The sequence below is a fragment of the Dongshaea marina genome, assembly GCF_003072645.1.
Lineage (GTDB): Bacteria > Pseudomonadota > Gammaproteobacteria > Enterobacterales > Aeromonadaceae > Dongshaea > Dongshaea marina.
Map to the genome: position 1 here is coordinate 602,840 of NZ_CP028897.1, position 23,242 is coordinate 626,081.

Consider the following 23,242-nt stretch of genomic DNA (forward strand, 5'->3'; position numbering starts at 1 on the left):
TGGTTGGCCCGACACCACCTGGCAGCCCTTCTCAGGCACAAATCACTGAGCATCAGCCAGGCTATGTGTCTCGGTCTGTATCAGGTCGATAGTTGTTGACTACTGGCTCAGGGGATATTCAAACAGATGGAACCCCTCCTCATAGTACTCCTTGAGGATCCCGTCACGGTAGCGGGTGATCGCATCGCTTTGTTCGAGGATCTTACGAAATCCAAACTTAGCATAAGCCTTCAGTGCCCAGTCGGCTTTGGGATGGCAGAGCAGGATCATCGATTGCTGACCTAGTTCGAGGGCCTTGCTCCGGGCAAATTTCAGAAGCTCGTGGCCAAATCCTCTGCCCACGTATTTAACATCCAGATAGACATAACCCAGATAGCTGAGCTTGCCAAAATGCTGGATTGAGAAAAAGCCAACCTCATTGTCATCTGTATCTGTTGCGAGATAAAAATCACGGCGCTCAAAGTTCTTTGTGATCCAGTCTGCTCCAACATCATGCTCCTGCATATCCAGATCACTGACAAAGGGGCGATACCAGGGGCTGAGGAGCGGATAATATCGGCAATCAACGGCATCTGCTCAAGGGTGGCCCGATGGATTGTTAAAGAGACTGAGGTTTGCTTCATGAAATATCCTTTTCAGTCATTGAAGGGCGGCAGGGGGTTACCGGGAGTGTCTTCACAAATCGAGACACTCCTCGAAAGCAGGTTTAAACCTTGGCGGTCATTGGAAGGGCCGAGCCCTGAGGCTGGCGGAGGGTACGTAAAGGGTGGGGCAGACTGCGCCCAACCAGGGGAACTGCCAGGGCGGCGGCCAGCCCAATCAGCAATGAGGCAAGCAACAGGTAGTTGAGATAACCGGGATCTATACTGGTGAGCTTGGTTGCTATCATGGGGGCAAAGCCACAGATAGCCATCCCTATGCCATAACTGGCACAGCAGCCACTGGCACGCACCTCCCGTGGGAAGAGCTCAGAGCAAAGAGGCATGGCAACTCCGGCTAGCCAGCAAACCATCAGGGCATAGAGCATCACCCCGGCTCCTATGCTAAACAGACTATGGCTGGTCAGCAGGGTAAATGCCGGGTAGAGCAGTACAAGGTGAATCAGGATCCCGCTAATAAAGAGGTTACGGCGACCAAAGTAGTCGGAAAGATAGCCAAAGGCGGGGATCAGGAAGCAGGCGACGACCAGTGCAATGGTATTTATGAGAAGCGCATCGCTCATGCTGATCTGGCTGTATTCGACACTGAAGGTCACCAGGTAGGTAAAGGCCATGTAGAAGATGGTTCCGAGAAATGCACTGATCATTACCACCAGGCTGAAGGCGAGTTTATGCTCTGTCCAAAGCTGGCGATAGCTGTTTGCCTGATTTGCTGATCCGGCGGGGGCTTGGGCTTCCTCTTCGGCTGCGTGCTCTCTGGATAACCACAGGTGCAGCACCAGCGGGATGGCGCCAATCACAAAGGGAATTCGCCAGGCGTAGTCACTGTGTGCCGGGGCAAAGTGCAAGATCAGGTAGCTGACTCCGGCGGCCAGCAGAAATCCAACCAGGGAGACTGAATAGGCGATCCCTGTGTAGTAGCCGGTATTCTTTAGTTTTTTATCTTCAGTGGTGATCACCAACAGGTTACCGAATTGTCCGCCGGCAGAGAGCCCCTGAATGATGCGGACCAGGATCAGCAAAATGGGAGCCGCGACCCCGATGCTGGCATAGCCGGGCAGGAATGCCATTGAGATGCTGGCAAGGCCCATCAGGATAATCGAAAGATTCATCGCGAAATAGCGACCGGTACGATCGCCGAGATAACCAAAGATAAAACCGCCGACGGGACGGGCAACGAAGCCAATAGCGAAGGTGGCAAATGCCAGTAGTAGATTGCTCAGTGGACTTTGGCTGTGAAAAAACACATTGCCTATGCTGACAGCGAAATAGCCGAACAGACAGAAGTCATACCATTCAAGGGCATTCCCTAGAGATATTTTTAGTAAGCGAACTACTTTTGAAGAGGGTTCCATAATTTAAATTAACTCAATTATTCCCTGAAAGCTTAGTATGCTAATAACTAATGTCCCTCCAAGTCAACCTGACGAGCTCAGCCACAATCCATTATTGTGTCGTGAATCGTGTGCTTTCTTCTGTTTTTTATGGCTTTTTTATGGCTGAGGTTTTTTTGGTTAGCATGGTTAGATCTTTTGTGTGCCCATGCTTTGGGCTGTGGTTTTGTGGAGTGCCAGCTAGATTTTAATGTTTGTGTGCAAATAAATAGTAAAATTTTATTGTTGCTGAGTCGGAACCAGGTCGGGCCGATTACAGCTGGTTTTATGGCGCTGTTAAGCTGGGACGGCGTGGAGTCGCATGGGCCAGCCAAATGGCTGGAGGAGCAGGGAGAAAACAGCTTCAGAGATGTGAGGGGGGAGACAGCCCGTGGGGTTCGGGCTGGTGGGAGGGCTCAGTAGCGGTAGGGTTCGCCCTCAGGAACCGTCTTAAAGCGCCGATGCATCCACATATACTGCTCGGGGGCTTTGCGGACCGCCCCCTCAATGATCTGGTTACAGCGGCTGGCATCCGCTATCTCATCCCCCTCGGGGAAGTTCTCTAAGGGGGCTCCGATTACCAGCCTGTAGTGGCCATTGGACTCCCGGTAGGTAAAGCAGGGCAGGGTCTGAGTTTTTTTGACCCGGGCCAGAGTCGCGGTCCCGGTAATGGTGGCTGCCTTATCGACGGCAAAGAAGGGAACAAACACACTGGCATGGATTCCATAATCATGATCCGGGGCGTACCAGATCACCTCACCTTTGCGCAGTGCCTTGATCATGCCGCGCACATCCAGGCGATCCAGCAGGTATTTATTGGAGCGGCAGCGCCCATGATATTGCAGGTATTCGTAAGCCGGATTGGTATTAGGGCGGTAGACTCCGATCCCGGGCTTGAGCATCCCGAACATCCGGGCATTGAGCTCCAGCGTCAGAAAATGGGCACTCAATAGCAGCATCCCGGATTGCATCTGTTCGGCGGCACGGACATGTTCAGCTCCCTCAATAGTGGTGATCTTCTCGAGGCGCTTATCCGGCCAAAACCAGGCCATTCCCAGCTCAAACAGGGCGCAGCCCACATTCTCAAAGTTCTTTACTATGAGTTGCTCCCGGGCCTCATCCGTGAGCTCGGGCATCGCCAGTTCGAGATTGCGACGGGTAATTTTGACCCGGGACTTGAGTAGCTTCATGGTCAGGCGTCCCAGCAGGCGACCTATCGCCATAAACCAGGGGCGAGGCAGTTGCACCATCAGCCAAAGCAGGCCGAACCCCAGCCAGGTGAGCCAGTAGCGGGGATGGAGCAATTTTGCTGTGAATTTGGGTGTGTTCATCCGGTATCTTGCAGGCGACAAAGTGTTTCTGCCGCTCATTCTAATGAACTCCGGCCAGTTTCGCCACACACAGCCTCAGGCTGTCGAAGAATTAGCCGTGTCCTCATCCTTGGTTATGATACAATGGCGCGGTTTTCAACAATAGCCATAGAAATTATGAAGATCGAGTTACCTGATTTTGCAAAAGCGAGTGTGCTGGTGGTCGGCGATGTGATGCTGGATCGATACTGGCACGGTCCTACCAGTCGTATCTCACCAGAGGCACCGGTTCCTGTGGTGAAGGTTGAGCAGATTGAGGAACGTCCGGGAGGCGCTGCCAACGTAGCCCTGAACGTCTCGGCATTAGGCTCTTCGGTAAACCTGCTCGGATTAGCAGGAGAGGATGAGGCTGCGGACTCCCTGGCCGGACGGCTGGAGAATGTGAAGGTTAAATGTGATTTTGTTCGCCTGCCTGACTACCCAACGATTACTAAGCTCAGGATCCTGAGCCGCAACCAGCAGCTGATCCGACTCGATTTTGAAGAGGGCTTTAGCGGTGTGGATGCCAAGCCGTTGCTTGAAAAGATCTCCGGGCAACTTGCTGGGGCTGGTGTGGTGATCCTCTCCGATTATGCCAAGGGAGCACTCGCCGAGGTACAGCAGATGATCCAGCTGGCAAAGGCGGCCGATGTGCCTGTACTGGTTGACCCTAAGGGAACTAACTTCGAGAAGTATCGCGGCGCGACCCTTTTGACTCCAAACATGACAGAGTTCGAGGCTGTGGTCGGCAAGGTCTCCGATGAAGAGGATCTGGTCGCCAAGGGGCTGGAGCTCATCAATCGCTTTGAGCTGGAGGCCCTTCTGGTCACCCGCTCTGAACACGGAATGACATTGATCCGCGCCGATCAGGATGAACTGCACCTGCCGGCTCAGGCTCAGGAAGTTTATGATGTGACCGGTGCCGGAGATACTGTGATTGCGACGCTGGGAACCAGCCTGGCGGCGGGGTGCTCCCTGGATGATGCCTGTGCGCTGGCCAACGCGGCAGCCGGGGTCGTGGTCGGTAAGCTGGGTACCTCTTCTATCAGTACCATTGAGCTGGCCAACGCGATGGAAGGTCCCCAAGAGAGTGGCTTTGGCGCGGTAACCGAGGAGCAGCTTAAGTATGCGGTGAGCGCGGCGCGCCGTCGTGGCGAGCGAATCGTGATGACCAATGGCTGCTTCGATATTCTGCATGCCGGGCATGTCTCCTATCTGAACAATGCCCGCAAGCTGGGGGATCGCCTGATCGTTGCGGTAAATGCGGATGAATCGGTGACTCGCCTCAAGGGTGAGGGGCGTCCGGTGAACCCGGTTGAACGCCGGATGGCGGTGCTGGCTGGTTTGGGCGCCGTGGACTGGGTGGTTCCTTTTGCTGAGGATACGCCGCAGCGGATCATCTCTGAAATCCTGCCAGACTGCCTGGTCAAGGGCGGTGATTATGTGGCTGAGGAGATCGTGGGCTACCGTGAGGTGACCCACAACGGTGGTGAGGTCAAGATCCTCAACTTTGAACAGGGCGTTTCAACCACAGAGATTATCCGAACCATCAAGACCCGCAGCGAATAGCGAGCGGCTCCTGACTCAAAAAAGGCTCCGAAGGAGCCTTTTTTGTTTTAGTTAGTGCTTCGGATGGAGGCGGATCCTGGCGCCTTTGACCGCAAATCCCTTTTTCGCCATCGATAGCAGCTCCCGATCGGCGGGCAGGTTGCCATAGGCTTCGACGATCTCTGGGGTTAGCCCCTCTTCCTTAAACAGGCTATTGAGCCTTAGTTCCTTGTGATGATGGGAGCACTCATTTTCATAGCGTCCCGAGTAGAGCCCGGGTTCACTCTCCAACAGTTCGGTGCCCACCACCCTGGCAACCGGCCATCCCAGTCCCTGGATCACTCCTTCGATGAAGGGGCGTGGACTGGCGGTGACTACCCAGACCTGAATTCCGGATGCGGCTAACTCGCTTAGTTGATGGAATACCGGCTGATTGATAGTAAAGCGATCGGCACACTGTTGACCTATCTCCCTGAGTCGCTGCTCGTCACTTTGGTGCAGGCAGCGGTGGTAGAGCTTATGCTTGATGGTGGTTCGAACCCCACGACGCAGCATCTTTCCCTTGAGAAATTCAGGGATCAGCAGTGGCCACAAACGCTTGCGGCGACTCACCTCCTTAAAAAGGGTGCCAAGTGAATTTTCCAGGATCAGGGTCTGGTCAAAGTCAAACAGAGCCAGTTTATTCAAGGGAGCAACTCCATATCAGCAGTGCATAAAATTTTAGCTCGCTATGATGGCATGCTTTGATGGCTACGAGAAGGGGGCAATGGCTGCGAGAATGACCAGTTCACAAAATAACAACAAACTTGCTCTGTGAGGTCGCTGGATGGGGCTGCTTCATTGATAATGAGAGAAGGGCAAACACTCTGAGCTTAGGCATGAGATAGGAGAGGGTATGAGTTATCAACGAATATTGCTTGCGCTGGATCTGGTTCAGGATAACCCGGTACTGGTTCGTCGTGCCGGTAAGTTTGCCAGTCGCTGTGGGGCTAAGCTGCACCTGTTGAATGTGATATCTCCAGTCAGCCTGAATTTTTGGCAGGTGATGACCCCTCACGCAAGTCAGGAAGGGATGCAGGAGATCCTGGACGCAACCTTTGCCAAGCTGCAGATCCTCAAAGATCAGTTGCCCTGTGAGGTCGAAAATATCTCAGTAGTCACCGGACGGGTTGCCACCGAGATTGAGCGATATGCTGCTGAGCACAGTTGCGATCTGTTGATCATCGGTCATCACCAGACAGTGCGCTTTTACCAGATGTTGCAGCTGTCGATGGGGGAGGAGCTTCTCACTCACAGTAATTATGATCTGCTGGTGCTGGATGATGAGGCTCCCTTCTGGTCTGAGCCGATCAAGATGCTGGTGGCGACCGATTTTGATGAGAGGGCAAACCCCCTGCTTTCCCGCGCAGCAGCTCTGAGTAAGGTGATTGGTGCCTCGATGAGCCTTTTGTATGTGATGGACCTGGTGCAGCACGCCAAGATAGGGCTGGATCTTGAAGATGAGGCGGATCGGGTACTCAATGAGCTGGAGCAAAAATCGGAGCAGCAGATCCGTGAACTGGTATGGCAGCAGGATTATCAGTTGGATCAGCTTAAGGTATTACGCGGCAGTGTATCTCGGGAGATCGTGAGCCAGGCCAAAAGCCAGCAGGTGGATCTGGTGGTGATGGGCGGGCAAAGTGATGAGCAGGAGCGTCTCAAGCTCGGAGCCCATGCTCAGGCGGTATTGCATCAGGGAGGAGGGGATGTTCTCGTCCTCAGGATTCCGCGGCATGGGCAGGAGCTCTAGGCTCTGTTGAGTTTCTGCGCCTCGTGGTGGTGTGGGTGGCTCGCCGGACTCGCGGCGATCCATTATTCTTATAGATAGAGGCTTCTAATCTTAAGGTGAGCCCTTGCCTGAGCAGATCCTCAAAAAACTGGTCTGGAGTGAAGAGCTCGCGACCGGGATTGAAAGTATCGACTACCAGCATCGCAAGATTCTTGGCCTGCTGGAAACCCTCTATGACTCAGCCTCCGGGGTGGATGGTGACTTCGTCAGGCGTTTGAAGCGGTTTTCTATTCAGGTGATGCAGCACCATGAGTCGGAGGAGAAGCTGTTTGAGGCCAAGGGTAATGAGCACTATCTTCAGCAAAAGCAGGCCCACCAGTATTTCATCCGCAGCATTTTAAAGTTTATCAATCAGTCCAGGGCTGGAGAGCTCTCCCCTGAGGAGTGTGTTCGCTTCTATCTCAAATTATGCGAGAACACTCTCTTGCATATTCGTGAGGACCAACAGGCGCTTGGGGACAACAGCCCTACCGGTGAAGGTGAAGACTAGCGCGTTTTCCGGATAAACCGGTTCATCTCATGAAAGCTGCTTTGACTTTGATCGCTGACTCGCAAGTCACATCCATGTTGCTCTACTACATCGATTATCTTCCCTGATAATCTTTTCCAGTTCAGCCTCCCTGCTTCTCGCTACGTTGCATTGCAACTCCACCCTTGCTGCAGAAGGTCAGCTTAACAAACCTGAGCTGCGCATAAGAGGGGAACTAAAAGCCCAAGCTGCGATCTGATCGTTTGTCCAGAACCATCAATCGCCAAGGAGCTTGGGCATGATCAATTTAGAAGCTATTTTCGTTGATGTCGATGATTTCTGTCAGGTCTTTCTACCCGCTTGGCAAAAACAGCAGATCTCCTTAGGTGTGAAGCAGCGGAACAGACCCTCTCGCCTGGCTGTCAGTGAAGTGATGACCATCGTCATCGCATTCCATCGCTTGGGATTCCGAGACTTTAAATCCTATTATCTTCAGTTCGTATGTAAGTACTGGAAAAGCGAGTTCCCCGGCCTGGTGAGTTACACCCGGATGTTGAAATTGATGCAAACGACCCTTGTCCCTTTGTGCTCCTATTTCACCCACAGACAAGCAAAACCTACTGGGATTGCATTCGTCGACTCAACAAAACTTCAGGTTTGCCATAACCTTCGCATCCCTCGACATCAAGTATTTCAAGGTGCTGCCAAGCGTGGCAAAGGAACCATGGGGTGGTTTTATGGATTTAAATTGCACCTTATCATCAATGATCAAGGTGGTGTTATCTCGGTCAAATTAACCCCAGCCAATGTTGATGACAGAACTCCTCTTCCTGAAATGTGCGAGCAGCTCTGGGGTTCACTCTATGGAGATAAAGGCTATATTTCAGGACCACTTGCAGAAGAGCTGGCAGACCAAGGGGTCACATTAATTACCAGCATCAGGAAGAATATGAAACCAAAGTTGATGCGGCTATGGGATAAGCTGATGCTTCGCAAACGCTTCATCATTGAAACCGTCTTTGATCAGCTGAAGAACATCTCTCAGATAGAACACTCACGGCATCGTAGCTGCGTCAGCTTTATGGTGAATCTCCTTGCTGGCCTCATTGCATATACCTTCCAGGAAAAGAAGCCGAGCATCCGAATGTCTCGGCTTGAAAAGGAAGCGCTTATGCAGATCTGAGGTTAACAAAGCTCAAAGCTGCACTTGAACTTGAGGGCGCGAGTAACTACCCGGATTAAACCAAAAATTCTCTAGAATCATTTAGTTAGCCATACAGGTAGTGATTTTGTGCCTGTGGCACAGGTGTCGGGGACGTCCAACAGCGCCCTACTTTTGTATCGTCAAAAGTAGGCAAAATCTCGCTCCGCGCTGTGAGTCCCTCCACAGAGCTACGCAGCTCGGCATCCTGCCTCTAATATTTAAAAATCAGGTGAGTTCAAAAAACGGGACTTTACTCCCCAGCTAGCGCCAAGGCGAGCCGTAGAGGATTTAGGTTATGTGATGAGAGCTTAGTCGTGACAGGGAACTGCCGCCATCTATGGATCATGTTCCACTGGTACACTCCTTGTTCGGCAGGAGTGGCGCTAAGGAGAGCTTTAATCATCAGGTAAGCTGAGGATATTAGCGAATGTCGGGGCGGGGCCTATGAAGGAGGAGAGTCACTCTCCCCCTTGCGTTATTAGTGCTGAGGGGCGGCTTCAGATTCCGGAATCGGAAACACCAGATCGTAGCACCAGTTAAAGATGTAGGCGTACACTACATAAAATAGTGCCAGCGCGATATCCATGATCAGTGCCTGCAGCAAGCTGACATTGAGCCACCAGGCGGTGATCGGCAGGGCGATAATCAGCATCCCGAGTTCAAAACAGATGGCATGCACCCCACGGATCCACATGGTTTTCCTGGTACTCCCACGGGTGAGGAGCATCAGTTTATCGAACCAGAGGTTGTAGAAAAAATTCCAGATCGGAGCAAACAGGGCAAAGCCGATCGCCAGGATACCCATGTGGGTACTTTGGACCTTAAATACTGTGGTGCTCAGAGGGATCACCAGGATGAGCCCGATGACTTCAAATAGCAGGACATGGCGCATGCGATCCCAATAACTTCTCATACTTTTTCCTCCTGCTTTGCAAACATATCTATCTGAAACCGACAGGGTAATAGAATAATCTGATAGGAGTTAGTTAGTTACTATCTGAAAAACAGATAGGTATCAGGCTGAACTCGATCTTTTTCTGAATCTGGCGACTTTTGCGATAGTTTCATGAGACAGAAACTGTCGGATTGGCTTTTCCATAAATCGACCAAAGGATGGGTCTCTTTGTTGAGAAAAAAACTGGGAAGCCTTTATCCATAAGGGATGAGGAGTCAGGTTGCAGTTTGTCAGTTGGATTTTTTTCGGCCAGCTGTCATCGCACTGTCATATAGATAGCTTAAATTCTCCCTGTTTTTCGTTTGTTGGCGGAATCAATCAGCTGAGGCTCATCTGCTGCTGTAGCTATGCTGATCATTTTTATCATTGAAGATAATCTTAAACAGGTAGGTTTAACTCATGGCTCAACAGGCAACGGCGTTACAGCAAGACAGCGACTCATCAACGACTCCTCACCTGAGCGTGGTTTCGAGTCAGGAGAGTGATAATTCAAGCGATAACTCCTCTTCGGCAAACTCTGACTCCCAGGCAAACCAACAGCAGGGTGATTCCTCACAGACAAAACAAGACTCGGATAACAAAGGGTGGGAGCTTAAAAAAACCACCCAGAAGTCTGCCAATTTGACGATCAATGTCGAGGGGGTCTTTTCGATGCAGGCGCTGGCGGAGATGAAAAGCTTTGCCGGGATCAGCCATACCAATTACCTGGGGGATTACTCCAAGATAGGGATTGGCCTCAAATGGGAGCTTTATCTGGCCCGGGTGTATAAGCTTTGCGCCATCTCCACGGAAACCAAGGGTTATGAAGTTAAGTTCAGCGCCAAGACTCAAGAAAATATGCTCAATCTGGGTAAGTTCCTGATGCGCCACAATAAGACGGTTGCCACAGAGCAGGCCATTGTTGGAGCTCAACAAAACGTGGTGGCAGATCAAACCGATGTTATCGCCTTGCGGACCCAGAGCAATGCCTCTGAAGTATCTGCTACTGGAAGCCTGGTTGTCCAGAGAGCTTCGATGGTTTCTGATGCTGGTAGCGAAGTAAGCTCCCGAGGCTCCCTGGTTTCTAATCGAACCAGCTCGGTGGAATCATTTCAATCCTGTGTCAGCCATATTGACAGTGATGTTAGCCAAAGGGGAACAGTGGTGATCAGCGAGGGGACAAAGGTCGGTAGTTCTGGCACCATAGTGCAATCTTTGGGGGGGGCCTGGCTCATTGATTGATGGATAGGAAGGGCTCTTATCACACCCTGCTATAGGATAAGAGCCTGGATATTATTTTGAGGCCAGTGGCTGCTTCTGAGCCGGGAGCGGAAATCCCCAGTCATAGGCCCAGTTAAAGAGATAGGCATACACCAGGTAAAACAGGGCCATCGCCAGATCCATGGTCAAAGCCTGCCACAGGCCGATGCTAAACCACCAGGCAGTCAGCGGAACTGCGACAACCAGCATCACGCCTTCGAAGCCAATGGCATGTAGCACCCGCAAACCGAGAGTTTTTTCCACCGTGCCGCGAGTTTTTAGCATCAGCTTGTCGAACCGCAGGTTATAGAAAAAATTCCACAGGGGCACGACCAGCATACAAGCCAGTGCCAGGGCACCCATCTTGCTCCCGGAAACATGAAAAAGAGTGCTGCTCAGAGGGACTATGGCCAGAATGCCACAGATCTCAAACAGCAGTGTATGGCGGATCCGATCCCAGGTTGTTCTCATGGCGATTGCCTCATTGTTTGGAAAATCTGAGGCCAGAATAAACGCATAGATAGATACTTTGTAGTCAGTATCTATCTATTATTTAGATAGGATCAGGGGTGCCTGCAGCCGCAGAGATTACTGCTGCTCTTCCACCGAGTAGGGGAGTTCACTTACTCTGAATTCGGAGTTCTCATCATCTTTGATACGGAAGTGGTCTTCATCCGAGATATCCAGGGGCAGGATCGCCAGCATCAGGGCTTCCCCTTGATGTTGCCAGTGATTGAGAATCGTCCCTGTGCTACGCCAGCCCGACTCCAGCTTTCTTTCCAGGGTACTCTCCGGGGTGAGAAGTGAGCCGACGGTGCCAGTTAACAGATAAACCCGGCGCTTATTGGCTCCCCGGTAGCGGGCGCGAGCCACCATCTCCTGACCTGTGTAGCAGCCTTTTTTAAAGGAGACGCCACCCAGCAGTTGCAGATTGAGTGATTGTGGCAAAAATTGCAGCTGCTGCTCGGCGCCTAAGTGAGCCAACCCGGCCGCAATCTCCAGTCCATTCCACAGGCTTTCGTCGAAGGCGTCCGCCTCCAGAGATTTGATCATATCCTGTGCCTGGGCCTTGGGAAGCACAAACAGCTTGCGCTCAACGGGCTGACTGAAGCTCAGCTCCATTCCCTGTTGATGGAGCTGGCTGCCTTCGGTGGGGAGCTCGGAGTGAAAGCGCCCGGCCAGGTGCGGCCCGGCAAGTGCCAGCACACTCCACTGGTCACTGGCATCTTCCAGGGTAACCTTAGAAAATACCGCGTACTTTTTCAGTTCGGCCAATAGCTTGTCGAGCAGGCTTTTTTGGGTGAGCAGCAGTAGCTCCTCACCCAGGTTGAGAACTCTCAGCTCGGCCAGCATCTTGCCTTTGGGATCACAACAGGCTCCCAGCAGTTGCATGCCGGGCTCGATATTGTTCAGATCACAGGTTAGTTGCCCTTGCAGATAAGTTTGACGATCCGGGCCAGTGGCGCGGATCACCGCATACTGCTGCAGCTCGCAATATCCGAAATCCGGCAGCTGCTTCAGCAGTGAGATGTAAGGAGAGGACATCAATTTATCCGATTTGTTTAACATAAGGGTCATAGTAAAGATGACGTGGGGCTTTGTCAGCCGTAAAATCACTGGGGATTGGATTTGTCCTCAACCAAGGGAGGTAAAGTGGCAGAGATAATTGAGCATTCTCGTCTGCGTTGGGCGTGTCGTCGTGGCATGTTGGAGTTGGATGTGATCCTGATGCCTTTTTTTGAGCATGAGTTTGAGTCGCTTTCAGAGCTTCAGCAGCAGCAATTTTCTGAGCTGTTAACCCATGATGATCCGGATCTGTTTCAGTGGTTTATGAAGCACCAAACACCACAGGAGGCACATTTGGCAGCTATGGTGGAGCTTATTCTTGAACGAAACCGGGCTCGCCGTCAGGGTTAATCCTGCAGCCAAGCAGCTCATGTCCTATATTGCGCTCTATCTGGGAGGCGGGCTGCTGGGCGGGTATTGGCTCTCTGGCTGGACACTCATTCCCTGGGCTGTGCTGCTTCTATTGGCATTTGCCTGGAGCTGCTATCGCAGAAATAGCTGGCTACTGGAGCTCTATGATGAGGGGGAGTGCCGGCTCGATGGCCAGCCTCGCCGGCTAACACCTCGCTCCCGGGTCGGCTCCGGTTTTTGTCTGCTGCATTTTGCAGGGCCGGATTCACACTGGCGAATCGTCTGGGATGATGCGCTGGCTGAGCCAGCGCAGTTTCGGCAACTGGCCCGCTATGTGCGCGAGCTCAGCCGCCAAAGCCGTTAAGGCTCAGGAGTCAGGATGGTGGGCCCGGAATTCTCAATTTTTTCAGGGTAATCCAGGTTGTAGTGAAGGCCGCGGGATTCCTTACGCTCGATGGCGCAGCGAACCATCAGATCGGCGACCTGTAGCAGGTTACGCAGCTCCAGCAGGTTATTGGAGACCCTGAAGTGTGAGTAGTACTCCTGAACCTCCTGCTTGAGCAGCTCGATGCGCCGCTTGGCCCGTTCCAGGCGTTTGTTGGTGCGCACGATTCCCACATAGTCCCACATAAAGAGGCGCAGCTCGTGCCAGTTGTGATGGATCACCACCTCCTCATCGGAGTTTTCAACCTGGCTTTCATCCCAGCGCGGTAGCTTGGGAGGCTCACTGGCTGCGGGGAGCTTGGTCAGAATATCCTTGGCCGCCGAATGGGCAAATACCACGCACTCCAGCAGCGAGTTTGAAGCCATCCGGTTGGCGCCATGCAGGCCGGTGTAGGTGACCTCTCCGATGGCATACAGGCCGGAGATATCGGTCTGACCGTGGAGATCGACCATGATCCCGCCACAGGTGTAGTGGGCCGCCGGAACCACGGGGATCGATTGCGTTGTGATATCGATCCCTATCTTGAGACAACGCTCATAGATGGTCGGGAAGTGATGCCTGATGAATTCAGGCTCTTTATGACTGATGTCCAGGTACATGCACTCGACACCCAGTCGCTTCATCTCGTAGTCGATGGCGCGGGCCACTACATCCCGGGGGCCAGCTCGGCACGCTCATCAAAATCTGGCATGAAACGGCTGCCGTCGGGACGCTTAAGGTAAGCCCCTTCACCGCGCAGGGCCTCGGTGAGCAGGAAATTTTGATCGGCCTGATGGAACAGGCTGGTGGGGTGAAACTGGTTGAACTCCATATTGGCGACCCGGCACCCGGCGCGCCATGCCATGGCGATCCCATCCCCCGAGGAGACATCCGGGTTGGATGTGTATTGGTACACCTTGGAGGCTCCCCCGGTGGCCAGGGCAACAAAGCGGGCGCGAATGGTTTCAACCTGCTCCTTATTGCGGTTCCAGGCATAGGCCCCGAGCACCCGGTTTCCGGGAAGGTTCAATTTGCGGGTGGTGATGAGATCAACGGCGTTAAAGCGTTCGAGAAGGGTGATGTTGGGGTGTTCGCGAACCCGCTGCACCAGGGTGTTCTCCACTGCCCTTCCGGTTGCATCGGCGGCGTGGAAGATTCGGCGGTGGCTGTGGCCTCCCTCCCGGGTCAGGTGATAGGAGCGTTCGCCGTTGGCTTTCTCCTCCTGGTCGAAGGGAACTCCCTGCTCAATCAGCCACTGGATGCTCTGTTTGGCGCTGGATGCGGTGAACTGGACTACATCCTCCTCACAGATCCCGGCTCCGGCGATGAGTGTATCCTCTACGTGAGACTCTACGCTGTCGGTTTCATCGCAGACGGCTGCGATGCCTCCCTGAGCATAGTAGGTTGAGCCTTCGCTGAGAGGTCCTTTACTTAGCACGCAGACACTTGCATCATTTGCCAACGAGAGGGCAAGTGATAGTCCCGCGGCTCCACTTCCTATGATGAGTACATCACAAAGGTGTTCAACTTCTTGTTTCATAAGTATCATGGCCTTGGACTTTAAACTGCACTCAATCTTACCGGAACACTCAGATGATGGGCAGTCAGTCGATTAACTTTTATATAATTTGAGCAGATTCAAAAAAATCGAGTCTATGAGCGAACTTTTACAGATAGCAATAGTCATAATTAGTGCGTTCATCATGGGCCATCGTGGCTGATCATTTGATATTGCAGGAGATGAGTGGCTCGAATGAGCGAGCAGATAACAGACCAGAAACTTGTCGAGCGGGCCCAGAATGGGGACAAGAAAGCGTTCGGACTGCTGGTCAAAAAATACCAGTTTAAGGTGTTGAACCTGATCGGGAGGTATGTAAACAACCAGGGTGACGTTGCCGATGTTGCACAGGAGACCTTTATCAAGGCTTACCGTGCTCTGGCTTCGTTTCGTGGCGAGAGTGCTTTCTATACCTGGTTGTATCGTATTGCGGTCAATACCGCCAAGAACTATATCGTGGCTCAGGGGCGGCGTCCGCCAGTCACAGATGTAGAGCTTGACGATACTGGCTACATGGAGAGCCCGGATGCGCTACGTGAGCGGGCAACCCCGGAGAACCTGCTACTCTCAGATGAGATCAAGCAGGTCGTGTTTGACACCATAGAATCGCTCCCCGAGGAGTTGCGCATGGCGATCACCCTGCGTGAACTAGAGGGGATGAGTTATGAAGAGATTGCGACTGTCATGGACAGTCCGGTCGGTACAGTTCGTTCGCGGATCTTCAGAGCCAGAGACGCGATAGATAAAAAGATCCAGCCGCTGTTACAGCGCTGAGGGAGATATTCATGTCGGACAGAGAACAATTATCAGCATTCATCGATGGTGAACTGGATGATGATCGCCTGTTGGATCTGCTAGTCGAGGAGCATGAGAGCTCTGTGACCTGGACTCGCTACCAGCTCATCGGTGATACGATGCGAGGTGAGCTTCCCGAGATGGTCTCTTTTGATCTGGCTGATCGGGTCACCGCGGCCCTGGAAGATGAGCCTACTGTGCTAGCTCCCAAACGCCAGAGTTCTGAAAGATCTGGCAGGGGCAAAGGCTGGGTTGTGCAGTTTAGTAAGCGAGTCGGTCAGTATGCAATTGCAGCGGCCGTGGCCGGGGTGGTGATTGTTGGAGTGCAGAAATATGGCGACCAGCAGACGCCCAGCTCTCCTGGCTCAGTTCTGAACACTGTTCCCCTGGGGGGAGGTGCAACACCGGTTAGTGCAAACTTCAATATGGCACCCGCACAGAATGAAGCCCAGATGACGCCGGAGCAGATCCAGCAACAAAGGCAGATGCTCAGCGCTTATTTTCAGGACCACTTCCTGCAGGGACGAGTGCTGCACCAGTAGCAAAGAGACTTATAGTGACCAAGTATTTGATTCCTCTCGTCGGCTGCCTGATTGCGTTTAGCTTTCAGGCAGCCGCACAAACGCTCAGCCCTCAGCAGTGGCTGACGCGGATGCAGCAAAGCAGCCATGATCTTAACTACCAATTTTCCTACGTTGCTCTGCATCAGGGACGCAGCGAGCCAATTCGCCTGAGCCATGTTTCATCCAAGGGCAAAGATATGTTTGCCATGGAGTATCTCAATGGTCCGGTGCGTCAATATATTCGACGGGATAACAAGGTCAGCTTTTTTGAGCCGGACCATCAACCCTATACCCTGAATCACACCAAGATGCCGGGCTTGCTGCCAGCCCTGTTTAATATGCCTCTGCCTGAGGTATTTGATAGCTACCATGCGCTACTTGCCGGCCAGAGCCGGGTGGTGGGGCGTCAGGCGCAGATCGTGCGGTTGGCTCCCGAGTCGGCAGATAAATACAGCTATGTGTTGTGGCTTGATCAGGACAATGGTTTGCTGCTGCGGGTCGATGTGCTGACCCCTCAGGGGCAGCTGGTTGGTCAGTATCTTGGGGTGACCCTGGATGTGATGCAAAAGCCCACCAAGGCGTTACTGGCGCTGTTTAACCTCAAGCTGCCAAAGACCCTGGAGGCCAGCGATGTCTATCAGGCACCCCAACGTAAGCTGGATTGGAGTATCGGCTGGTTGCCTCAGGGGTTCAAGGTTATCTCGCGGGATCGCCACCTGCTGGTGGGAGTCAATCAGCCGGTGGATTACATGATGGCCTATGATGGTTTGGTGCTGGTCTCTATCTATGTGGCCCCGGTGACAGCCACCACGGCGGAGCAGAAGCAGCTGGTGCGTCTTGGAAGTACCAACCTCTTTACCTTTGTGAATTCGGAGCGGATGAAAGTGACAGTGGTGGGGCAGATCCCGGCCCAGAGTGCGCTGCATATTGCAGAATCTGTCCGTTTGAAGCTTCCCTCCAAGACTCAAACCGAGCAACCGGCTCTTTCCGGAGCCGCCAGCTCTTAAAACCAACGCCTGGTTATTAACTGGTTATTAATCAGGCGTAGCAGATCCACGATAAATTCAGTAGAATCACCCCCTCAGACAAGACCAGGCTAGCAACAGTTCAAAACATACATGAAGCATATTCGTAATTTTTCAATCATTGCCCATATCGACCACGGTAAATCAACCCTGTCGGATCGACTGATCCAGCACTGTGGAGGCCTCTCCGATCGTGAGATGCAGCAGCAGGTTCTCGACTCCATGGATCTGGAGCGTGAGCGCGGTATTACCATCAAGGCCCAGAGCGTAACCCTTAACTATAAGGCAAAAGATGGCAATGATTACCAGTTGAACTTTATCGATACCCCGGGACATGTGGATTTCTCCTATGAGGTTTCCCGCTCGCTGGCGGCCTGTGAAGGGGCCCTGCTGGTGGTCGATGCAGGACAAGGGGTCGAGGCGCAGACACTGGCGAACTGTTATACGGCGATCGACATGGATCTGGAAGTGGTTCCGGTTCTTAATAAGATCGATCTGCCGCAGGCCGACCCGGACAAGGTTGCCCAGGAGATCGAAGATATCGTTGGTCTGGATGCTATGGATGCGGTGCGCTGTAGTGCCAAGACCGGGATCGGGATCGAAGATGTGCTGGAGACCATTGTTCAGGATATCCCGGCTCCGGTTGGTGAGCCTGAGGAGCCGTTGCAGGCACTGATCATCGACTCCTGGTTTGACAGCTACCTGGGTGTCGTCTCCCTGGTGCGGATCAAAAATGGATCTCTGAAGAAAAACGACAAGATCAAGGTGATGAGCACGGGTCAGGTCTGGGGTGTGGATCGCCTGGGGATCTTCTCACCGAAGCAGACCGATACCACAGAGCTCAATTGCGGTGAAGTGGGCTGGGTCGTGTGTGGAATGAAGGATATCCATGGTGCACCGGTCGGGGATACCCTGACGATGGCCAAGCATGGCGCCGAGACTGCTCTGCCCGGCTTTAAGAAGGTGAAGCCTCAGGTTTATGCGGGCCTGTTCCCGATCTCCTCTGAAGATTATGAGGCGTTCCGCGATGCGCTGGATAAACTCAGCCTCAACGATGCATCTCTGTTCTATGAGCCGGAAAATTCGGCGGCTCTCGGTTTTGGTTTCCGCTGTGGTTTCCTGGGGATGCTGCACATGGAGATCATTCAGGAGCGTTTGGAGCGTGAGTATGATATCGAGCTCATCACCACTGCGCCGACCGTGGTCTATGAGATCGAGATGACGGATGGCAAGACCATCTATATCGATAGCCCAGCGGCCCTGCCTCCGGTGACCAGTATTCAGGAGGTCCGTGAGCCGATCGCTGAGTGCCATATTCTGTTGCCACAGGAATATATGGGCAATGTGATCACCCTGTGTATTGAGAAGCGTGGTGTGCAGACCAATATGGTGTATCACGGCAATCAGGTGGCGCTGACCTATGAGATCCCGATGGCCGAGGTGGTATTGGATTTCTTTGACCGCCTCAAGTCAACCAGCCGTGGCTATGCCTCTTTGGATTATGGTTTTAAGCATTTCCAGGCATCTGATATGGTCAGACTGGATGTGATGATCAATGGCGACCGGGTTGATGCCCTGGCGATGATCACTCATAAAGATAATGCACAGTTTCGTGGCCGTCAGCTGGTGGATAAGATGCGCGAGCTGATCCCGCGCCAGATGTTTGATATTGCGATTCAGGCTGCAATTGGTAACCAGATCGTGGCTCGTAGTACAGTAAAAGCCCTGCGTAAGGATGTAACAGCTAAGTGTTACGGTGGTGATGTGAGCCGTAAGAAGAAGCTGTTGCAAAAGCAGAAAGATGGTAAGAAACGTATGAAGCAGGTAGGGCGTGTGGAAGTCCCTCAGGAAGCGTTTCTTGCAGTTCTCCATATTGGAAAGGACTAATTGATTATGGCTAACCTGTTTTCCCTGATATTGACGCTGGTCACTGTGCTGACCGGTATTATCTGGATAGTCGATAAGCTGGTGTTTAAGCGTCGTCGTCAGGTGCTGATCGATGAGGCGCAGCAGCAGAGTGAAGAGCCACTGAGCAAGGAGCAGCTGGCCCAGGTGGCACCGGTTCCGGGCTGGCTGGAGAACGGGCGTTCCATCTTTCCGGTGATCCTGGTGGTTCTGATCCTGCGCTCCTTTATCTTTGAACCCTTCCAGATCCCAAGTGGTTCCATGATGCCAACTCTGCTGCCGGGTGATTTTATCCTGGTTCAGAAGTTTGCCTATGGGCTGCGCGATCCTGTGTTCCATCACAAGTTCCTGGAAACCGGTGAGCCCAAGCGCGGTGATGTGGCTGTGTTCCGTTACCCGCCCAATCCGAAAATTGATTACATCAAGCGGATTGTCGGTCTGCCGGGCGATACCATCATCTATCAGAACAAGACTCTGTATGTGAAGCCGGCCTGCCATGGAGCTAAGACCTGCCCCGGCCTGCAGCAGGTGACCAAGAACTATATCGGACCCAGCCAGTTCTCCCAGATGGGAATGCCACTTGAGCGTTACCAGGAGCAGCTTGGCAAGGTGACTCACGATATCTTGCGTAACCCTATGCTGCCCGAGCAGTATCCGAGTTATTACCGCCAGCCTGGCCAGGAAGTCGGGGAGTGGGTGGTACCACCGGGGCACTACTTCGCGATGGGTGACAATCGGGATAACAGTGCCGATAGCCGCTATTGGGGCTTTGTGGCCGAGAAGAACCTGGTGGGTAAGGCGGTTGCGATCTGGATCAGCTTTACCTTTGATCATTCGGCCGATTCCTGGCTGCCAAGCTGGGTACCAACCGGCGTCCGCTTTAGCCGGATCGGAGGTATCACATGACCCTGAATATTGAACGGGTCCAGCGTAAGATTGGCTACCAGTTTAAAGATGTCAGCCTGCTCAAGCAGGCCCTGACTCACCGTAGCGCCAGTGGCCAGCACAACGAGCGCCTGGAGTTCCTGGGAGACTCGGTGTTGAGCCTGGTCATCGCCAATGCTCTTTACCTGCAGTTTCCCAAGGTGGATGAGGGCGACATGAGCCGGATGCGTGCCACCCTGGTACGGGGCAAGACCCTGGCCGAGTTTGGCCGTGAGTTTCAGCTCAGTGATGACCTGATCCTGGGGCCGGGTGAGCTCAAGAGCGGTGGATTTCGCCGCGAGTCGATTCTGGCCGATGCCATCGAGGCGATCATCGGGGCCATCTACCTGGATGCGGGGATCGAGCAGGCACACCAGACGATCCTCGACTGGTATCAGGAGCGTTTGAAATCGATTCGCCCGGGGATTGAGCAAAAAGATCCCAAAACAAGATTGCAGGAGTTGCTTCAGGGACAGCGCCAGCCACTGCCGGAATATCACGTGGTGCAGATCCGTGGAGAAGCTCATAACCAGGAGTTCACCGTTGAATGCCTGGTCAAGACGCTCGATGGTGCTGCGACCGGAGTGGGAACCAGCCGCCGCAAGGCGGAGCAGGACGCCGCTCTAAAAGCACTGGAGCAGTTACAAAATGACTGATGAAACAACTTATTGCGGCTTTGTGGCGATCGTCGGTCGCCCCAATGTCGGTAAATCGACCCTGCTGAACCAACTGCTGGGGCAGAAGGTTTCGATCACTTCCAAGAAGGCTCAGACCACCCGTCACCGGATCCTGGGCATCGACACCGATGGTGCCTATCAGACCATCTATGTGGATACTCCCGGACTGCATAAAGAGGAGAAGCGGGCGATCAACCGGTTGATGAACCGGGCGGCGACCAGCTCCCTGGGTGATGTGGATATGGTGATCTTTATCGTCGAGGGGACCAAATGGACCAGCGATGATGAGATGGTGCTCAATAAGCTGCGTCACAGCCGTTGCCCTGTGGTGTTGGCGATCAATAAGATCGATAACGTCCAGGAGAAGGAGGAGCTGCTGCCGCACATCGAGTGGCTCTCTAAGCAGATGGACTTTGCCCACATCCTGCCGATCTCGGCAACCCGGGGTGACAATGTGCCGCAACTGCGTGACTGGGCCCGTGAACTGCTGGTCGAGGGGGAGCACTACTTCCCTGAGGACTACATCACGGATCGCTCTTCGCGCTTCATGGCCTCTGAGATCATCCGTGAGAAGCTGATGCGTTTCATGGGAGATGAGCTTCCCTATTCGGTGACCGTTGAGATTGAGCGCTTTCAGGCCCAGGAGAATGGGGTGTTTCATATCAACGCCCTGATCCTGGTGGAACGTGCGGGTCAGAAACGGATGGTGATCGGTAATAAGGGCAGCAAGCTCAAGCAGATCGGTGAAGAGGCCCGGGCGGACATGGAGCGGTTGTTTGATAACAAGGTGTTCCTGGAGCTGTGGGTCAAGGTGAAGTCTGGCTGGGCCGACGATGAACGCGCCCTTCGTAGCCTGGGGTATGGCGACGAGTAAGTCGCCTCAGTTGTTCTTATCCTACTGGCGGCAACCAGCCAACACGCGAGCTTCATCCCTGAGGCTTTGCTGTGACTTCCCTGTCACAGAAAGTTGGCTTCATTGCCGCCAGTATGCTCTACCCCACACCTGGTTACTTTCGGCGACTAAATTGAGAGAGGAGTGATCTGTGATTGAGAGCTCATTAGGCTTTGTGATCCACTCCCGTCCCTACCGTGAAACCAGCCTGATCGTCTATCTGTTTTGCGAGCATGAGGGACGGGTCAGTGTGGTGGCCCGGGGCGCCCGCTCTCCCAAGAGTCCCCTCAAAAGCATCCTGCAGCCGTTTCGCCTGCTGGAGCTGGGTTACCGGGGGCGGGGGGCTCTCAAGACCCTTACCCATGCCGAACCCTGCGGGATGCCGCTCAAGCTTGCCGGGACTCGCCTCTACAGTGGCTTTTATCTCAACGAGCTTTTGTACCTGCTGTTGCGTGATGGCTCGCCGTTTCCTCAGCTTTTTGCCACCTATCGGCAGCTTTTGAGTACCCTGGTGGACATTCCCCGGGTAGAAGTAGCACTGCGCCACTTTGAGCTCTCTTTGCTGGAGAGCCTAGGCTCGGCGATCAGTTTCGTGCGTACCGCAGACAGCGAGCAGCCGATTGTCCCCAGGGTTGTTACCGATATCACAATGAGCTGGGTTTTATCGCTTGTGATTCATATGAGAGATCTCATACCATATTTTCCGGAGAGCAGTTGTTAGCAATCGCGTCCTACCAGCTGGATAACGAACAGAGTTTACAGGCGGCCAAACGTTTTACCCGATTGGCACTTCATCCCTATCTTGGCCACCGTAAACTGAGGAGCAGGGAGCTGTTCCTGAAAATGACAAATAAGAGGAAAACCAAGTGAAAGAGATTTTGTTGGGTGTGAATATCGATCATATCGCCACTTTGCGTAATGCCCGTGGGACCAGCTATCCGGATCCGGTGCATGCGGCGGCCATCGCGGAGCAGGCGGGCGCAGACGGGATCACGATTCACTTGCGTGAAGACAGACGTCACATCCTGGATCGGGATGTGCGGGTACTGCGTGAGACGCTGCAGACCCGGATGAACCTTGAAATGGCGGTGACCGATGAGATGATCAAGATCGCCTGTGAGACCCGCCCTGAGTTTGTGTGCCTGGTCCCGGAAAATCGCCAGGAGGTGACGACCGAAGGTGGGTTGGATGTGGCTGGCCAGCTCTCAAGGATCAAGGATGCGGTCAAGCAGCTGGCGAGTGCCGGGACCAAGGTTTCCCTGTTTATCGATGCAGATCGTGAGCAGATCGATGCCGCTGTTGCCAGTGGCGCGCCTTTCATCGAGATCCACACCGGCTGTTACGCCGATGCCACCGATGAGAATATCCAGCAGGAGGAGCTGCACCGGATCGCCGATGCGGCGCGCTACGCTCACTCCAAGGGGCTGAAGGTCAATGGCGGTCATGGCCTGCATTACCATAATGTTCAGCCGATTGCGGCGATTCCTGAGATGCTGGAGCTGAATATCGGTCATGCGATTATCGCTCGTGCGGCCTTCGAAGGGCTGGATAGTGCGGTACGCGAGATGAAGCGACTGATCCGCGAGGCGCGTCACGCCCATTGCTAAGCCTTACCCTGCGGGCGGTTTAATGCTGCTCGCAGGGGCTGTATTTTTTATTCCCTTCAGCCGCGGAGCCTTATTGCTGGCTTACTTTATAAGAAAGAGTGACCACTAAACCTAGAGCATTTTCCGGATAAATGGGTTCACTCTCCATAAGAGCTGCTTCGATTTTGAATGCTGACACGCAAGTCACATCCATGTTGCTCTACTGCAGCATCCTTGCTGCAGAAGGTCAGCTTAACAAAGCTCAAAGCTGCGCTTGAATCTGATGGGACGAATAGCGACCCTGATTAAGTCAAAAATGCTCTAGTGGCTCTGGTGATATTTCTGATCAAGG

At 53.3% G+C, this 23,242-nt stretch carries 22 protein-coding genes and 2 pseudogenes; 16 read left to right on the forward strand and 8 right to left on the reverse strand.

Going from position 1 to position 23,242, the window contains the following annotated elements:
- Window positions 1-99: 99 nt before the first annotated feature.
- The 3 genes from DB847_RS03090 to lpxL all read right to left on the reverse strand — a co-directional run bounded on the left by DB847_RS03090 (window position 100) and on the right by lpxL (window position 3,363).
- The gene (locus DB847_RS03090; protein WP_108649394.1) at window positions 100-504 is read right to left on the reverse strand and encodes a GNAT family N-acetyltransferase; all 405 of its coding nucleotides are present in this window, start codon (window positions 502-504) and stop codon (window positions 100-102) included.
- A gap of 202 nt (window positions 505-706) precedes the next feature.
- Complete coding sequence (locus tag DB847_RS03095; protein WP_108649395.1) at window positions 707-2,014, reverse strand: MFS transporter; 1,308 nt, start codon at window positions 2,012-2,014, stop codon at window positions 707-709.
- A gap of 434 nt (window positions 2,015-2,448) precedes the next feature.
- Window positions 2,449-3,363: an LpxL/LpxP family Kdo(2)-lipid IV(A) lauroyl/palmitoleoyl acyltransferase gene (gene lpxL / locus DB847_RS03105; protein WP_108649397.1), complete on the reverse strand. Its 915-nt coding sequence runs from the start codon at window positions 3,361-3,363 to the stop codon at window positions 2,449-2,451.
- Window positions 3,364-3,519: 156 nt separating this feature from the next.
- On the opposite strand from lpxL, the gene hldE reads away from it, so the two are divergent.
- On the forward strand, window positions 3,520-4,950 hold the full coding sequence (gene hldE, locus DB847_RS03110) for a bifunctional D-glycero-beta-D-manno-heptose-7-phosphate kinase/D-glycero-beta-D-manno-heptose 1-phosphate adenylyltransferase HldE (RefSeq protein ID WP_108649398.1): 1,431 nt from the start codon (window positions 3,520-3,522) through the stop codon (window positions 4,948-4,950).
- A gap of 51 nt (window positions 4,951-5,001) precedes the next feature.
- Here the strand turns inward: hldE and DB847_RS03115 are convergent, their stop codons facing one another.
- Complete coding sequence (locus DB847_RS03115; RefSeq protein WP_108649399.1) at window positions 5,002-5,616, reverse strand: HAD-IB family phosphatase; 615 nt, start codon at window positions 5,614-5,616, stop codon at window positions 5,002-5,004.
- Between the two features lie 208 nt (window positions 5,617-5,824).
- Between DB847_RS03115 and DB847_RS03120 the strand changes: the two genes are divergently transcribed.
- The 3 genes from DB847_RS03120 (at window position 5,825) to DB847_RS03130 (ending at window position 8,409) form a co-directional block, all read left to right on the forward strand.
- The gene (locus DB847_RS03120) at window positions 5,825-6,718 is read left to right on the forward strand and encodes a universal stress protein (protein WP_108649400.1); all 894 of its coding nucleotides are present in this window, start codon (window positions 5,825-5,827) and stop codon (window positions 6,716-6,718) included.
- Between the two features lie 103 nt (window positions 6,719-6,821).
- Window positions 6,822-7,247: a hemerythrin domain-containing protein gene (locus DB847_RS03125; protein WP_108649401.1), complete on the forward strand. Its 426-nt coding sequence runs from the start codon at window positions 6,822-6,824 to the stop codon at window positions 7,245-7,247.
- A gap of 277 nt (window positions 7,248-7,524) precedes the next feature.
- Window positions 7,525-8,409, forward strand: a complete 885-nt coding sequence (locus DB847_RS03130; protein WP_108649402.1) for an IS982 family transposase — start codon at window positions 7,525-7,527, stop codon at window positions 8,407-8,409.
- Window positions 8,410-8,908: 499 nt separating this feature from the next.
- Here the strand turns inward: DB847_RS03130 and DB847_RS03135 are convergent, their stop codons facing one another.
- Window positions 8,909-9,343 (reverse strand): PACE efflux transporter, encoded by a 435-nt coding sequence (locus DB847_RS03135; RefSeq protein WP_108649403.1) that lies wholly within the window; start codon window positions 9,341-9,343, stop codon window positions 8,909-8,911.
- A gap of 441 nt (window positions 9,344-9,784) precedes the next feature.
- Here DB847_RS03135 and DB847_RS03140 point away from each other — a divergent pair, with 441 nt between their 5' ends.
- Window positions 9,785-10,606 carry a hypothetical protein gene (locus DB847_RS03140; protein WP_108649404.1) on the forward strand — a complete coding sequence of 274 codons (822 nt, stop codon included), beginning with the start codon at window positions 9,785-9,787 and terminating at the stop codon, window positions 10,604-10,606.
- 51 nt (window positions 10,607-10,657) lie between these two features.
- Here DB847_RS03140 and DB847_RS03145 read toward each other — a convergent pair whose 3' ends face one another.
- Both DB847_RS03145 and ygfZ read right to left on the reverse strand, forming a co-directional pair.
- Window positions 10,658-11,095, reverse strand: a complete 438-nt coding sequence (locus DB847_RS03145; protein WP_108649405.1) for a PACE efflux transporter — start codon at window positions 11,093-11,095, stop codon at window positions 10,658-10,660.
- 117 nt (window positions 11,096-11,212) lie between these two features.
- Complete coding sequence (gene ygfZ, locus DB847_RS03150; RefSeq protein WP_159084357.1) at window positions 11,213-12,169, reverse strand: tRNA-modifying protein YgfZ; 957 nt, start codon at window positions 12,167-12,169, stop codon at window positions 11,213-11,215.
- 108 nt (window positions 12,170-12,277) lie between these two features.
- On the opposite strand from ygfZ, the gene DB847_RS03155 reads away from it, so the two are divergent.
- Both DB847_RS03155 and DB847_RS03160 read left to right on the forward strand, forming a co-directional pair.
- Window positions 12,278-12,541, forward strand: a complete 264-nt coding sequence (locus tag DB847_RS03155) for an FAD assembly factor SdhE (protein ID WP_108649407.1) — start codon at window positions 12,278-12,280, stop codon at window positions 12,539-12,541.
- Window positions 12,510-12,905: a protein YgfX gene (locus DB847_RS03160; protein ID WP_159084358.1), complete on the forward strand. Its 396-nt coding sequence runs from the start codon at window positions 12,510-12,512 to the stop codon at window positions 12,903-12,905. Before DB847_RS03155 ends, DB847_RS03160 begins: the two co-directional genes overlap by 32 nt.
- On the opposite strand, the pseudogene nadB reads toward DB847_RS03160, so the two are convergent.
- Window positions 12,902-14,505: pseudogene (nadB, locus tag DB847_RS03165) on the reverse strand (L-aspartate oxidase). The gene DB847_RS03160 and the pseudogene nadB overlap by 4 nt on opposite strands.
- Window positions 14,506-14,718: 213 nt before the next feature.
- Between nadB and rpoE the strand changes: the two are divergent.
- The 9 genes and pseudogenes from rpoE to pdxJ all read left to right on the forward strand — a co-directional run bounded on the left by rpoE (window position 14,719) and on the right by pdxJ (window position 22,911).
- Window positions 14,719-15,297, forward strand: a complete 579-nt coding sequence (rpoE, locus tag DB847_RS03170) for an RNA polymerase sigma factor RpoE (RefSeq protein WP_108649409.1) — start codon at window positions 14,719-14,721, stop codon at window positions 15,295-15,297.
- A gap of 11 nt (window positions 15,298-15,308) precedes the next feature.
- A complete protein-coding gene (locus tag DB847_RS03175; RefSeq protein WP_108649410.1) occupies window positions 15,309-15,860 on the forward strand; it encodes a sigma-E factor negative regulatory protein in 552 nt (183 codons plus the stop codon).
- 14 nt (window positions 15,861-15,874) lie between these two features.
- Window positions 15,875-16,888, forward strand: a complete 1,014-nt coding sequence (locus tag DB847_RS03180; protein ID WP_108649411.1) for a MucB/RseB C-terminal domain-containing protein — start codon at window positions 15,875-15,877, stop codon at window positions 16,886-16,888.
- Between the two features lie 111 nt (window positions 16,889-16,999).
- Window positions 17,000-18,793, forward strand: coding sequence for a translation elongation factor 4 (lepA, locus tag DB847_RS03185; protein WP_108649412.1), 1,794 nt, complete (start codon window positions 17,000-17,002; stop codon window positions 18,791-18,793).
- Window positions 18,794-18,799: 6 nt separating this feature from the next.
- Window positions 18,800-19,717, forward strand: coding sequence for a signal peptidase I (lepB, locus tag DB847_RS03190; RefSeq protein WP_108649413.1), 918 nt, complete (start codon window positions 18,800-18,802; stop codon window positions 19,715-19,717).
- Window positions 19,714-20,391: a ribonuclease III gene (gene rnc / locus DB847_RS03195; protein WP_108649414.1), complete on the forward strand. Its 678-nt coding sequence runs from the start codon at window positions 19,714-19,716 to the stop codon at window positions 20,389-20,391. The genes lepB and rnc overlap by 4 nt, the downstream gene beginning before the upstream one ends.
- Window positions 20,384-21,286 (forward strand): GTPase Era, encoded by a 903-nt coding sequence (gene era, locus DB847_RS03200; RefSeq protein WP_108649415.1) that lies wholly within the window; start codon window positions 20,384-20,386, stop codon window positions 21,284-21,286. Before rnc ends, era begins: the two co-directional genes overlap by 8 nt.
- A gap of 172 nt (window positions 21,287-21,458) precedes the next feature.
- Window positions 21,459-22,174: pseudogene (recO, locus tag DB847_RS03205) on the forward strand (DNA repair protein RecO).
- Window positions 22,171-22,911 (forward strand): pyridoxine 5'-phosphate synthase, encoded by a 741-nt coding sequence (pdxJ, locus tag DB847_RS03210; RefSeq protein WP_108649416.1) that lies wholly within the window; start codon window positions 22,171-22,173, stop codon window positions 22,909-22,911. The pseudogene recO and the gene pdxJ overlap by 4 nt, the downstream one beginning before the upstream one ends.
- Window positions 22,912-23,242 lie beyond the last annotated feature (331 nt).

Excerpts from the sequence above, each read along its gene's own strand:
- rnc (WP_108649414.1), top strand. The coding sequence starts at position 19,714 with ATGACCCTGAATATTGAACGGGTCCAGCGTAAGATTGGCTACCAGTTT.
- rpoE (WP_108649409.1), top strand. The coding sequence starts at position 14,719 with ATGAGCGAGCAGATAACAGACCAGAAACTTGTCGAGCGGGCCCAGAAT.
- DB847_RS03145 (WP_108649405.1), bottom strand. The coding sequence starts at position 11,095 with ATGAGAACAACCTGGGATCGGATCCGCCATACACTGCTGTTTGAGATC.
- DB847_RS03090 (WP_108649394.1), bottom strand. The coding sequence starts at position 504 with ATGCAGGAGCATGATGTTGGAGCAGACTGGATCACAAAGAACTTTGAG.
- DB847_RS03120 (WP_108649400.1), top strand. The coding sequence starts at position 5,825 with ATGAGTTATCAACGAATATTGCTTGCGCTGGATCTGGTTCAGGATAAC.
- DB847_RS03175 (WP_108649410.1), top strand. The coding sequence starts at position 15,309 with ATGTCGGACAGAGAACAATTATCAGCATTCATCGATGGTGAACTGGAT.
- lepB (WP_108649413.1), top strand. The coding sequence starts at position 18,800 with ATGGCTAACCTGTTTTCCCTGATATTGACGCTGGTCACTGTGCTGACC.
- DB847_RS03140 (WP_108649404.1), top strand. The coding sequence starts at position 9,785 with ATGGCTCAACAGGCAACGGCGTTACAGCAAGACAGCGACTCATCAACG.
- lepA (WP_108649412.1), top strand. The coding sequence starts at position 17,000 with ATGAAGCATATTCGTAATTTTTCAATCATTGCCCATATCGACCACGGT.
- era (WP_108649415.1), top strand. The coding sequence starts at position 20,384 with ATGACTGATGAAACAACTTATTGCGGCTTTGTGGCGATCGTCGGTCGC.
- hldE (WP_108649398.1), top strand. The coding sequence starts at position 3,520 with ATGAAGATCGAGTTACCTGATTTTGCAAAAGCGAGTGTGCTGGTGGTC.
- DB847_RS03095 (WP_108649395.1), bottom strand. The coding sequence starts at position 2,014 with ATGGAACCCTCTTCAAAAGTAGTTCGCTTACTAAAAATATCTCTAGGG.
- ygfZ (WP_159084357.1), bottom strand. The coding sequence starts at position 12,169 with ATGTCCTCTCCTTACATCTCACTGCTGAAGCAGCTGCCGGATTTCGGA.
- DB847_RS03135 (WP_108649403.1), bottom strand. The coding sequence starts at position 9,343 with ATGAGAAGTTATTGGGATCGCATGCGCCATGTCCTGCTATTTGAAGTC.
- DB847_RS03130 (WP_108649402.1), top strand. The coding sequence starts at position 7,525 with ATGATCAATTTAGAAGCTATTTTCGTTGATGTCGATGATTTCTGTCAG.
- lpxL (WP_108649397.1), bottom strand. The coding sequence starts at position 3,363 with ATGAACACACCCAAATTCACAGCAAAATTGCTCCATCCCCGCTACTGG.